The organism is Prosthecobacter sp. Pr1 (assembly GCF_057652315.1).
On the sequence record NZ_JBYFBS010000009.1, the window covers coordinates 141,099 to 154,007 of the forward strand.

A 12,909-nucleotide genomic window follows, 5' to 3' on the forward strand; every position below is an offset into this window, starting at 1 on the left:
TAGGAGGGGTTCAGGGTTCGCAATCAGTCGTGTTTGTCCAGGCCCTGCTCGGCGCGCTGGTAGGCCTTGGAACGGGAGGAAAGCAGCCCGAAGTAGATGGCCACGACGATCACCAGGGCCACGCTGAGCTGAGCGGCCAAATTCGTCTCCCTTACTTTGCCGTCCTTCACATCGCCGATGAGATCCGCCACGTAGGATGAAACGCTGCCGAAGGTCCCAGTGCTGAGATCCAAGCCGAAGACGCTGGTAAGAATCGTCATGATAAAGATCGCCAGCAGAAACACCGGGCAGATCCATTTCATGATGCAGCCAAAGATACGAGGGATGCGAATGGCAGCTCCTTGATGCGCCTCGCGGAGGCCGCGCTCGATGCCCCAATGCCAGCCAAAGATGATGATCTGGATCGTGGCGAGAATGAAGATGAGGAAGGTTCCCACCCAGAAGTCCAGCGTGTCGAGCGCCTTAAGATCCTTGGTGAAATACACCACAAACCCCGTGCCCAGCGTGGTGAGCATGCCAAGGATCGTCACGCTGACCTTGCGGCCCACATTCATCGCTTCTTCAAGGAAGGCGATCCCCGGCTGCAGCATCGAGATCGAACTCGTGATTGCTGCAAGGAAGAGCATGAAGAAGAAGGCCCCGCCGAAGAACGCACCCAGCGGCATCTTGGCAAACACCAGAGGCAGCACGGTGAAGCCGAGGCCAAAGGTGCCCTGCCCCGCCACGGAGGCCAGCCCCAGAAAGGCCACCGCCGCCGGCACGGTGATCAGTCCGCCCAGCGCCACCTCGCAGAACTCGTTTGCACTGCTCGCCGTCAGGCCGCTGAGCACCACGTCGTCCTTTTTTTGCAGGTAGCTCGCATACACAATGATCACGCCAAAACCCACCGAGAGACTGAAGAAAATCTGCGCCGCCGCCGCCATCCACAGCAGCGGATTTTGCAGCTGCTGCCATGGGGTGATGGTGACCAGTTTCAACGCGCCGCCGCTCGCTGCCACCTTCTGCTCCGCTGCCGTGATGGCCGCCGAACCCACCAGTTCCTCCACCACCCTGGCCTCACCCGGCGCAGGCTGCGTTCGCTCGATCTTCACCTTGCTCGGATTCCACATGTAGCCCAGGCCGTTCACCACATTGTCGTGCGGCTTCGCAGGATCCGGCGCCCCCAGTGTCATGACACGCGCCAGCACCATCAGTGCCAGCACGATCAGCATGGGCATGCCGTAGTTGCACATCTTCTCGATGCCCCCGGAAATTCCACGGTAGATAAGCCAAAAATTGAACACAAAAACCCCCACCAGCCATGGCAGCGCAGTGTCCCACGAAAACGACAGCGCGGAGCCGTCGCCAACCTGCCCGCTCATGCTTTTAAACATCGCCACCGCCTGCTCTGTCGATTTCAAATCCACGCCCCCCGTCCAAAACTTAACTGCATACCCCAGGCACCAGGACTCGATGAACACATAATACATGTAGATCATCACCGGCACGATCACCCCGATGATGCCGATGTATTTGGCCCAGCGCTTGTTCAAGATCGCCGCGAAGGCCCCGGGTGCGGAATTGTAGCCCTTGCTGCCCGCATAGCGCCCCATCGCCCATTCCGCCCAGCCGATCGGCAGGCCGATGATCAAAAACGAGATTGCATAGGCAAGCATGAAGGCACCGCCGCCATACTGCGCCGCAAGGCCGGGAAAGCGGAGGAAATTCCCCAGGCCCACCGCGCTGCCCGCGACGGCCATGATGACTCCAAGACGTGATCCCCAGGCTTCTTTCTTTTGCGACATGGTGGTTAAGTTAGGGAGTGCGTGGAGGCACAACAAGGTTGTTGTTCGGAAAAGTGCCGCGTATTTCCGCAAAAGCAGAACTCGCGCCAGTGCGCCGATGTGCGAAACTTTTCCCGTTCATGCGCCCCAACCGCCTGCCAGTCCTGTTTTTCGCCACCGCCGTGCTGATCATGGCAGGTTCGATGCTGTGGCTGTTTTGGGTTTCCAATGTCGAGCCTTCCTTCAAAGCCGGGGCGACACCGGCAAAACGCAGCCTGAAGTCAGGCTCCCCACCCGCGCTCACGGCAATGCCACAAGCACCTGTGGTGGCCTCCCCTGCCCCCTCCAGTCCGGCCGCCACGCCCACCATCGCCACGCTCAACGTGCCCGGCTCCATGCCGAACGAAGCGCTCCTCACCTTCCGCACCCCCGAGGCCCTGGCCGCCTTTCGGGACCGCGCCGCCTCCCTCGGACTCGAACTGATCGGTTACGACATCAAACTGCGCACCGCCCGCGTCCGTTTTCGAGACACAACCGCGCTGGAACGGGATCTCAATGCGCATGCCGAGGAGTACTCCCACGTCGGCCCGAATCTCATCACCCGCATCCCCGGTTTGCCGCCTCCCATTGCGGAATCCGACACATCAAATCCGGGTGGGAAGGCCCCGTTTCGCAGCCAGGGATTGGATGTCATTGGTGCCAGCGGCGACCGCTCCAGCTGGGGGCAGGAAGTCACCGTCGCAGTCATCGATTCCGGCATCACCAGCCACCCATCACTAGCGAATGTGAAGATCACCCACTACGACCTCGTCAACGACGGAAGCGCCTTCAATGGACACGGCACCGCGATGGCCTCGCTCATCGCAGGGAATGACCCTAACGTCAGCGGCGTGTCTCCAGCGGTCAAACTGCTGGACATCCGTGTGGCAGACACGAATGGCGAGAGCAACACCGCGCTGGTTTCATCCGCCATCATCAAGGCCACCGATCTCGGTGCGCGTGTGATCAACATCAGCCTCGGTGCCAATGGCGACTCCCCAGTGCTGGATGAAGCGGTGCGCTATGCGCAAAGCCGCAATGTCGTGATCGTCGCCGCAGCAGGCAATGAGCAGCTCACTTCCCTCTCCATGCCGGCCGGCATTCCTGGTGTGCTCAGTGTGGGGGCCGTGGATGCCAATGGAACGCAGGCCTATTTCTCAAACTCGGGCGAAGGCCTCACCCTTGTAGCCCCGGGCGTCGGCATCGTTTCTGGCTATGCCGACAATCGATTTGTCATCGGCAGCGGCACGTCGCAGGCCACGGCGATCACCAGTGGTGTGGTCGCTTACCTGCTGGGTCGCGGCTACTACGGTCCCAACATCATTCCGCTGCTCACACGGACAGCAGAGCCGCTGCAAGCCCCCGCCACGGCAGTCGGGGCGGGGTTGATTCAGGTGCCGAAGTGAGAAGAGGTCAAGGTTGAGCGATCTTGACTCCTGAACCACCCCCTTCTACTTCCACGATGGCCCGCAACTACACGCTGCACAGCACGCACGAACCCAGCAACCGCATTGACTACAAGGCGGAGCTCAACGAGCAGCAGTATGAGGCGGTCACGAGTCCACCGGGGCAGGCGCTGGTCATTGCGGGGGCAGGCAGCGGCAAGACGCGCACACTGACGTATCGGGTCGCGTGGCTGCTGGATAATGGCATCCAGCCGGAATCGATCCTGCTGCTGACCTTCACCAACAAGGCCGCGCGTGAGATGCAGCATCGGGTGCAAGAGCTCGTCACTCAAGATGCGACCCGCATCTGGGGCGGCACCTTCCATTCCATCGGCAACCGCATTCTGCGCTACAACGCGGAGCGCCTTGGCTACCGCAAAGGCTTCTCCATCATGGACCGCGAGGATCAGAAGGACCTCATGGAAACGGTGCTGGGCAGCAGCGGCATCGACACCACCACGTACCGCTTTCCCAAGGCCGAAGTGCTGGGAGACATCTTCTCGCTGGCTGACAACACGCTCTGCAGCCTCAAGGAGATCATTCACACACGCTACCCCTACTTTGAAGAGGTGGCCTCGGGCATCCTCAAGATGCGCACGCTTTACCAGGAGAAAAAGCGTGAGACCAACTGCATGGACTTCGACGACCTTCTGGCGCTCACGGTGAAGCTGCTGGAGGAAAATGAAGATCTGCAGGAACGTTACCGCCACCAGTTTGAATTCGTCCTCGTTGATGAGTATCAGGACACCAACAGCCTGCAGTGCCGCATGGTCGAGCTGCTTACAGGCCCGCAGGGGAATCTCATGGTGGTGGGAGATGACGCGCAGTCGATTTACTCCTGGCGTGGGGCGGACGTTTCCAACATCCTCGAATTCGACCAGCACTGGCCGAAGGCCCGCGTGCACAAGATTGAGGTGAACTACCGCAGCGTGCCCGAGGTGCTGAACCTCGCCAATGCGGCCATAGCCATGAACCGTGGGCAGATCCCGAAGAATCTGGTGCCCGCCCGCGAATCGAAAGGCATGCTGCCCGCGCTTGTCTCGCTGGACAGCTCCTCAGCGCAGGCGGCCTTCGTGGCTCAGCGCATTTTGGAACTGCAGGATGAAGGCACGGAGCTCAATGACATCGCGATACTCTATCGTGCGCATTTCCATAGCATGGAAATCCAGATGGAGCTCACGCAGCGTGGCATTCCGTTTCAGATCACCAGCGGGCTGCGTTTCTTTGAGCAGGCGCATGTGAAGGATGTGGCGGCGTTCATGAAGTTTGCCGTCAACCGCCAGGATGAGGTCAGCTTCATGCGCATGGTGCGCCTCGTCGAAGGCATCGGCAATGTCAGCGCCGCGAAGCTGTGGCAGGAATGGCTCAAGTCCGATGCCGCAAAGGCGGAAACCATGCCGACCAGTTTCTCCGAAGTGCTTCTGCCACTGAAGGTGCCAAAGAAAGCCAAGTCCACGTGGGAACAGTTTGCCTACACGCTTGATGAACTCATCGACAAAGAAGGCAAGGTTGTGGCTCCCTCGCAGATGATCCGCAGCATCACCGACGGGGTGTATGAGGACTACATGAAGTCCAAGTTCAAGAACTACGAGCAACGCCAGCAGGACCTGGAACAGCTCAGCAACTTCAGCGACCGCTTCACCGATCCACTGGAATTCCTGAGCCAGCTTTCCCTGCTCAGTGGTGTAGACACTGACAACAAACCGGCCCAGCAGGAACAGCAGGATCGTGATGCTGTAACACTTACCACAGGGCATCAGGCCAAAGGTTTGGAATGGAACGTCGTCTTCGCCGTCTGGCTGGCGGACGGCATGTTCCCCCACAAACGCGCCATCGATGAAGGCGGTGACGCGGCGCTCGAAGAAGAACGCCGCCTTTTCTATGTCACCGTGACCCGGGCGAAGGACGAGCTGTATCTGACTTATCCCGTCATCAATCACCAGGCCCGGGATGGCGACATCATGATGCGTCCCTCGCGATTTATCTCGGATCTGCCGAAGGACCTTGTGGAGGTGTGGAATGTGAAGAGCGGATGGTAGAGAAGCTTCCACCTCATGTTTACTGAACACAAAATACTCAGCTCACATCTGCCGGCTTCACGACAAGCAGTTTACTATCCTGCTACTGCTGGCGCATCCAAGGACTGCCTGCTTTTCCTCGACGGAGAGCTGTATACAAATCGGGTGAAGGCTCCTGTGATTCTGAATGAGTCGCAAGCTTCAGGTCTGCTGTCACCAGTGGCTTGTGTCTATCTGCCAAATGTGAGCGCGGCGGGACGGCATGGGGATTACACCTGCAACGAGGCCTTTGCGTCCTTCTTGGCTGAGGAGGTGCCGCAGTGGATCGATCACGAGGTTTTTCAATTTGAACGGTTGTTCCTGTGCGGTTTGAGTTTGAGCGCCTTGCAGGCCGTGTTCACGGCGCTGCGTCATCCAGGTGTCTTTGCCGGCGTTCTCGCTCAGTCGCCCTCGGCATGGTGGGAGGATGAATGGCTGCTGAACGCGCTCCCGACGATGCCATCACCGTCGCAGCGCATGTGGATGAGCGTAGGGTTGCAAGAGCTGCAAACGAACGCTTCGCACCCACCCACGCCCTTGGTTCAAAGGAGCAGCCAGCTCGACTCCGTGCGGCGTCTGAGTTCCGCGCTCAGAGCTGGCGGTCACGATGTTTATGCCAACGAATACAACGGTGGTCACGACTCCGCTTCCTGGGCTGCGGAACTGCCTCAATCGCTGGCGTGGTTAATGAAGCGCTGAACCTTGTCAGCGGGGCCTTCTGCTTATGAATCGCCAGTCCTTGCCTCACTCCGTGATGTCAATCAGCTCCACCAGGAAGTGAAGTGTCGCATTGGGTGGAATGCCAGAGCCGGGCTGGCCCTGCAGGCCGTAGCCGAGGTAGCCGGGGATTTCGAGTTCGATCATGCCGCCTTTGCCAATGAGCTGCATGCCTTCCGTCCAGCCTTTGATGACTTGATTAAGGCCAAAGGTGATCGGCATGCCGCGCATGTAGGAGCTGTCAAAGACCCGGCCGTTGAACAGCCAGCCGTGGTAGTTTACCTCCACCTTTTGCTGGGGAGTGGGCTTGGCGCCGGTGCCTGCGCGCAGAATGCGATACTTCAAGCCTGACTCGGTGGCGGTGAAGGTCTTCGCAGCCTTGGAGCTGATCTCTCCAGCCCCTTCTGGAAGCTTGGGGAATGGGACTGTTTCTTCTGCCTTGGTCCATCCTGCCGCCATGAGAAAGCACCCGAGCAGGGCGGCACCGAATGCACGACGAGGATGGAAGGATGAGGGAAGGCTGGTTGAGAGAACGTTCATCGGCCAGAACTGACTTCATGAGCGACTTTCGTCAAGCGTTTAGCCACAATGCCGGGTGCAACTTGAGGTGCCCAACGTGGAGGACATCTGTTGCCAAGGGGACCTGTTTCATGATAAAATCCGAGGTCTTTTATTTGCTAAAAGACACCGAAAACCAAGCCATGCCCGACTACAACACCATCAGCACCGAGCAATGGCAGATCCTGCTGCCTTGCGACTGGGTGCAGAAACCTATGACTGATGGGCCGAGGTCATTCTATTTCGAGGCCAGCGACGGGACCAAAGGGGCCTACATCTCTGTTTTTACACGCACCAACCCCTGCTCCTCCGCCCTGGCGGATCTGGCGACCTGGCGTGACACGGAAATTCGCAATCTGCATGCGATGATCGATCACCACTGGGAGATCATCGAAGAATGGCAGCATGATGAAAGCGAGACGGCCATCTCGGCAAGCGACTGCCTTGAACGGAACACCAACTACCGTATCGTCTGCCTGCGCATGACGCAGTTTCCCTGGCTGGTGCGCGTGAGCCTGCATGACTACAACTGCACCGACTATGAGGCTTCGAAGCAGGCTTTCCTGCCGTTGATCGATTCGTTTGCGCCGGTGTTTGCGTAGAGGGCGAGTTTTGCTCTTTGCAAAAAACGAACTGAAGCCCGGAAGTGCTTTAATTAAAGTGATGCGCTGGTCATGTCTGCCGCTGCTGCTGCCTCCACTTCGTCCACATAGGGTTCACCTGTGATTTTTTCGATCTTTTCCCGGTTTTCTTCTTCGCTCAGCGGGTGCTCTTCCTCGCCGTCCTTGGAGGCGGGGCCATGCCAGGTCACATGCCAGGCCGTCCGTTTCCAGCCGCCTTCCACCCGCTTGAAAGCGTAGTGGAGCTTCGGTTTGCGGAAGCCGAAACCATCATCAATCGGGCCGATGGTCATTTGCACTTTGAGGGGCTTGGCATCGGCCATCTGCTTAATTTCGATAGGCGTCTGGGATTTGTCGCCTTTGAGAATGAAGTGATCATCCTTTTCCTCGGTCAGCCCATCGCGATGGAAGGCATTGATGGACCAGTCATAGGCGGGAAAGGTCTGGGCAATTTCCCACATGGAGGGTTCTTTTTCTTCGGGCAGTTTCACCACGTCCTCGATGATTTTTTCCGCCATGGCAGGCCGCTTAACTATGAGGAGGCGCTCGTCTTTGACCTTCTGCGCCCGTTGAGCCGGTGTCTCGCAGCTTGCGAGGGTGAAGAGACAACATAGGGCAGTGAAAAGGGCGATCCAAGGATTCATGAGGGACAACGACTGACAATACTTCTCTGACATAGAAGAATATAGGCCAATTTGAAGGATGAAAATGTGTTTTCTTTGCCGCAGGCAAAGATGTTTCCGGGGATTGTCCAAGGTCCATCTCCATCCTCAGCTAAAGGATTCGTAAAAGAACTGAAACTTCCTGATGACCTCTTCGTTTAACCGGCCATCGCCCCGGATCTGCGGACGATTCCATCATGAAAACGCGTCTTTGTATCTCCCTTGCCTGTGCACTCCTCGTCACCGGCCTTCAGGCCGACAATGAAGTTTACCGTACCTGGACTGACTCCCAGGGACGAAAGCTAGAGGCGACCTTCCGTGGCATTGAAAACGGCAATGTTTTCCTCCAAGTCCGCAACGGCTACGTCTACCGCCTCTCCTTGGACAAGCTCTCCGCCGCTGATCAACAGGCGGCCAAAACGCTGAAGCCTGAAGGTCTCGGCATTCCGTCCGACCCCAATCTGGCGCAGGCCGCAGCACAGATCGACATGCTCGTCGAAGCCGGTCTGAAGAAGGTGGAGCAGAAGCCCAACCCGCTCGCCTCCGATGAACAGTTCGTCCGACGCGTCTTTCTGGATCTCGCGGGGCGCATCCCCACGCGGGAAGAAGCGCTGGAATTCATCAATGACACCAGCCTTTCGAAGCGTGCGAAAGTGATCGACCGGCTGCTGGAGTCCGAGGGCTATCGCAGCCACCTGTTCAACTACTTTGCCGACATGCTGCGCATGGCGGACGTGGCCCAGAAGGCGCGCTTCTACACCTATCAGGACTGGTTGAAGAAGCAGATCGGAGAGAACGTGCCGTGGAACAAGCTCGTTTACTCCATGATGACGGCGGACGGCAAGCTGCTGGAAAACGGCGCGACCGGCTATCTGCTGCGCGATGCCGGCATGCGGCTGGACAATCTGAGCCTCACGCTGAGCACCTTCATCGGTGCGAACGTGTCCTGCGCGCAGTGCCATGACCATCCCTTTGCCGACTGGACGCAGCGCCAGTTCTATGAAATGGCGGCCTTCTTTGGTGCCACGGAAACCTACGGGGCCAAAGGCAATGCGGGTGCAGGCATGCAGGGCATGCGCAAGGTGATTGCCTCACTGGGGGACAAAAGACTACAGCAGCAGGCGAAGAACCTCCTCCGCGTCAATGCCCTGGCCGTCGAAGACTCCAGCACGAATGATTTGAAGATGCCGGATGATTACAAATACCCGGACGCCAAGCCCGGGGATCTGGTGACTCCCAAGCTGATCACCTGGAGTGATGACAAAACCAAGAAGGCCTATCAGGGCGTGCAGACCACCAAGCACGATGAGCAGTTGCGCGCCCAGTTTGCCAAATGGATGACCTCCCCGGACAATCCGCGCTTTGCCATGACCATCGCGAACCGCATGTGGAAGCACATTTTTGGCATCGGCGTGAAGGAACCGGTCGCGGATCTGGATGACCCTAATGCGAGCGTGAATCCGGTGCTGCTGCACCACCTGGCCAATGAAATGGTGCGTCTGAAATTCGACCTCAAGCAGTTCCTGCGTGTGCTGTGCAACACCGACACCTACCAACGTGAGGCCACCAGCCATGAACTGGCGGACAACTCCGCCTATCTCTTTCCTGGCCCGATCCTTCGCCGCATGACCGCCGAGCAGGCCTGGGACTCCTGCGCCACGCTCGTCATCGGTGCTGACGTGGACAAATTCAAAGGCCATCGTGGCGAAACCTACGCCAAGGCCATGAGCATCGACTTGAGCGGTGATGCCTCGCCCGATGTCGTCAAAGGCCAGATCGAAAACGCCATCGCGAGCATGCGGCAGTTTGGCGGCAAGGCCGCAGGCAACCCAAAGAACAGGAAAAAGCGCATGATGAATCAAGGCGGCGAAGAAGACCTGACCCTAGCCCCACCAGTGCGCGACGGACTGGTTCTGGCCCGCGCCTCCGAGTTGCCGCAACCTGAGAAGGACCAGCATTTCCTCCGCATGTTTGGCCAGAGCGACCGCCAGATCGCCGACAGTGAAAGCGAGGAAGGCAGCATCCCGCAGGTGCTGATGCTCATGAATGGCGAGGCGCAGCGTGTGATCGGCCAGAATGATTCACTCGTGGTGAAAACGGCCAGCGCGCAGAAGACACCGGAGCAGCAGGTGGAGAGCCTTTACCTCAGCTTCTTCAGCCGCAAACCCAAGCCCGACGAACTGGCCACCGCCACTGCGGGACTTAGCAACGGCATGACCATGCGCGATCTGACCTGGGTGCTCTTCAACACCCGTGAATTCATCTTCGTGGAATAAACTCTCACCCTTTCCTGCCATGAATCTTCACAACCAGCTTGATCCCATTTCCCGTCGTGCCTTTTGCGAGCGCTGGGCCAGTGCCGCTCTCGGCGTCACCGTGCTGCACGGTCTCGGCGGCAGCGCCTTTGCAGCCGAAACCGCCAAGACAGCCGCGCCTACGGGCCCCGGCTTTGGCAAGGCCAAGAACGTCATCTTTCTCCAGATGATCGGAGGCATGTCCCACATCGATACGCTGGACCCGAAGGATGGCCCGACGCAGGGACCGAAAGCGCCGATCAAAACCAAGGCTGACTTTCAACTGGGAGGAACGATGGAGAACCTCGCCAAACAGGCGGACAAGTTCAGCATCATCCGCAGCATGACTTCCAAAACGGGGGTGCATGCCGCCGGGCAGTATGTGATCCGCACCGGCTACGAGGAGCGCGGGACCATCAAGCATCCCAACATCGGCGCCTGGGCGCAGCACTTCCTTGGCTCCAGCCACAAGACGCTGCCCTCCAACGTCTGCGTGAACCGCCAGCCACAGAACGGCAACGGCTTCTTCCCCTCCAGCTTTTCCCCGCTGCCCATCCTCGATCCCGATGTGGGCCTGCAATACGCCAAGAGCGAGGCCAGCCCGGAGCAGATGAACAAGCGCCTCGCCATGCTGGATCAACTTGATGCCGGATTCCGCGATCGCTTCAAGACCTCGGAGGTGAAGAGCTACACGCAGTTCTACGACAAAACGATCAGCATCATGTCCAGCACGGACCTGGAGGCCTTCCACCTCGATGACGAACCGGAGGCCTTGAAGGAAAAGTACGGCAAGGGCAAATTTGGCCAGGGCTGCCTGCTGGCGCGGCGTCTGGTGGAAAAAGGGATTCGCTACATCGAAGTCGCCAAAGGCGGCTGGGACATGCACAACAACATCGACGACGGTCTCGATGAACATGGTGCCGAACTCGACCAGGCGCTCTCCGCATTGCTGGAAGATCTCAAGGAACGTGGGCTGCTGGAAAGCACGCTGGTGGTGCTCTGCTCAGAATTTGGCCGTGGTCCCAAGCTCAATGGCAACGGCGGACGCGACCATCATCCGAAGGTTTTCTCCACGCTGCTCGCGGGTGGTGGCATCAAAGGCGGCTACATCCACGGGGCCAGTGACAAGGAAGGCATGGCGGTGGCCGACAAGCAAACCAGCCCGCAGGATTTCCTTTCCACGATTGGCTGGAGCCTTGGGCTGCCTATTGATGAAGTCGTCATGTCGCCCAGCAACCGGCCCTTCACGGTGGGAGACAAGGGCAAGGCGGTGATGGAGCTGTTTGCGTAGCGCGAAAGCTCTCCGCCTGAATTCTCCGCAAGCCTCTCGAACGGCTGGCGTACTTTGCCTCGCGATGCTTTCATCGCCTTCCTGACCATGACTTCCCGCCGCCATTTTCTTTCCGCCAGCACCGCCGCGTTTGCCGCTTCATCGTTTCACATCTTCGGCGCTGATCCGGCGAAGAAGTATCGCACGGCCTTGATTGGCTCAGGCTGGTGGGGGATGAACATTTTGAAGGAGGCTCTGGCTTCCGGACGCATCAAGGTCTGCGCCTTGTGCGACGTGCATGAAGACGTGGCCTCCAACGCCGGTGACACGGTGAATGGAATCTCCGGCGATGACCCGAAGCTCTACAAGGACTACCGCGAACTGCTGGACAAGGAGAAGCCGGAGATCGTCATCATCGCCACGCCGGACCACTGGCATGCGCTGCAAACCATTGCCGCCTGCAAAGCGGGCGCTCATATCTACGTCGAGAAACCGACCGGGCACACCATCAATGAGAGCAAGGCGATGGTGAAAGCCGCACGCGAGGCTGGCGTCGTGGTGCAGGTGGGGCTGCATCGCCGCATCGGCCCGCATCACGTCGAGGCGATGAATTTCCTCAAGTCCGGCGCCGTGGGCAAAGTGGGCATGGTGCGTGCTTTTGCCGACAGCAAGGGTGGACCCGAGCAGCCGAAGCCGAACAGCCAGGTGCCCGAAGGGATGGACTGGGACATGTGGTGCGGCCCAGCGCCGATGCGCCCGTTCAATTCCAAGCTGCATCCGGGAGGCTGGCGCCATTTCCTCGACTACGCCAACGGCACCATGGCCGACTGGGGCGTGCATTGGCTGGACCAGATCATGCTCTGGAGCGGCGAGAAAGGGCCGAAGAAAATCTTCTGCACCGGAGGGCGACCTATCGCCGGTCCTGCCGTGCTCAATGACAAGGAGCAGACCACCGATGCGCCGGATCATCAGGTGGCCACGTTTGAGTTTGAGCAGTTCACCGCCGTGTGGGAGCACCGTAAATTTGCCGACAACAACAACGAGAAGCATAAGATCGGCTGCTACTTCTATGGGGAAAAAGGCGTGCTGCACATCGGCTGGCGCGATGGCTGGACCTTCTACCCGGTGAATCCCAAAGAGGGCGAGAAGCACGGCAACCACCAGCTTCAGGAGCCGGATGGCCACAACATCGGCCTGCTCTGGGCCGACTTCATCGATGCCATCGAAAAGAAAAAGCAGCCCATCGCCGACATCGAAAGCGCCCACCGTTCCACCTGCCTGCCGCTGCTCGGCATGCTCAGCTACAAGGCGGGACGCAGCATCCAGTGGGATCCGGAGAAAGAGCTGATCATCGGCGACGCAGAGGCCAGCAAACTGATGCAGCGGGAGTACCGTAAGCCTTGGGCCTACCCGGTCTAAAAGCCGACATTCCAGCGATTGCCGCTTGATCTTGCCTTTTCCATCGGCTTTCGACATGGCTCTGC

10 protein-coding genes are annotated in these 12,909 nt (G+C 58.9%); 7 read left to right on the top strand and 3 right to left on the bottom strand.

Annotated elements, in window-relative coordinates:
- Window positions 1-23 precede the first annotated feature (23 nt).
- Window positions 24-1,784: an SLC5/6 family protein gene (locus AC24GY_RS16145; protein ID WP_487685074.1), complete on the bottom strand. Its 1,761-nt coding sequence runs from the start codon at window positions 1,782-1,784 to the stop codon at window positions 24-26.
- 119 nt (window positions 1,785-1,903) lie between these two features.
- On the opposite strand from AC24GY_RS16145, the gene AC24GY_RS16150 reads away from it, so the two are divergent.
- Genes AC24GY_RS16150 through AC24GY_RS16160 form a run of 3 tightly spaced genes read left to right on the top strand, consistent with a single transcriptional unit; the run spans window position 1,904 to window position 6,003 of the window.
- The gene (locus AC24GY_RS16150; RefSeq protein WP_487685077.1) at window positions 1,904-3,208 is read left to right on the top strand and encodes a S8 family peptidase; all 1,305 of its coding nucleotides are present in this window, start codon (window positions 1,904-1,906) and stop codon (window positions 3,206-3,208) included.
- 56 nt (window positions 3,209-3,264) lie between these two features.
- A complete protein-coding gene (locus AC24GY_RS16155; RefSeq protein ID WP_487685080.1) occupies window positions 3,265-5,286 on the top strand; it encodes an ATP-dependent helicase in 2,022 nt (673 codons plus the stop codon).
- 15 nt (window positions 5,287-5,301) lie between these two features.
- On the top strand, window positions 5,302-6,003 hold the full coding sequence (locus tag AC24GY_RS16160) for an alpha/beta hydrolase (protein WP_487685083.1): 702 nt from the start codon (window positions 5,302-5,304) through the stop codon (window positions 6,001-6,003).
- A 45-nt stretch (window positions 6,004-6,048) separates the two neighbouring features.
- On the opposite strand, the gene AC24GY_RS16165 is transcribed toward AC24GY_RS16160, so the two are convergent.
- Window positions 6,049-6,480: an FKBP-type peptidyl-prolyl cis-trans isomerase gene (locus AC24GY_RS16165; protein WP_487685290.1), complete on the bottom strand. Its 432-nt coding sequence runs from the start codon at window positions 6,478-6,480 to the stop codon at window positions 6,049-6,051.
- Window positions 6,481-6,671: 191 nt separating this feature from the next.
- Between AC24GY_RS16165 and AC24GY_RS16170 the strand changes: the two genes are divergently transcribed.
- Window positions 6,672-7,181, top strand: a complete 510-nt coding sequence (locus AC24GY_RS16170) for a hypothetical protein (RefSeq protein WP_487685086.1) — start codon at window positions 6,672-6,674, stop codon at window positions 7,179-7,181.
- Between the two features lie 53 nt (window positions 7,182-7,234).
- On the opposite strand, the gene AC24GY_RS16175 is transcribed toward AC24GY_RS16170, so the two are convergent.
- Window positions 7,235-7,843, bottom strand: a complete 609-nt coding sequence (locus tag AC24GY_RS16175) for a hypothetical protein (RefSeq protein ID WP_422315377.1) — start codon at window positions 7,841-7,843, stop codon at window positions 7,235-7,237.
- Between the two features lie 215 nt (window positions 7,844-8,058).
- Here AC24GY_RS16175 and AC24GY_RS16180 point away from each other — a divergent pair, with 215 nt between their 5' ends.
- From AC24GY_RS16180 to AC24GY_RS16190, 3 genes are all read left to right on the top strand, one after another.
- Entirely contained in the window at window positions 8,059-10,137 is a 2,079-nt protein-coding gene (locus AC24GY_RS16180; RefSeq protein WP_487685090.1) for a DUF1549 domain-containing protein, read from the top strand.
- A gap of 19 nt (window positions 10,138-10,156) precedes the next feature.
- Window positions 10,157-11,446: a DUF1501 domain-containing protein gene (locus tag AC24GY_RS16185; protein ID WP_487685093.1), complete on the top strand. Its 1,290-nt coding sequence runs from the start codon at window positions 10,157-10,159 to the stop codon at window positions 11,444-11,446.
- Window positions 11,447-11,533: 87 nt separating this feature from the next.
- Window positions 11,534-12,844: a Gfo/Idh/MocA family protein gene (locus AC24GY_RS16190; protein ID WP_487685098.1), complete on the top strand. Its 1,311-nt coding sequence runs from the start codon at window positions 11,534-11,536 to the stop codon at window positions 12,842-12,844.
- Window positions 12,845-12,909 lie beyond the last annotated feature (65 nt).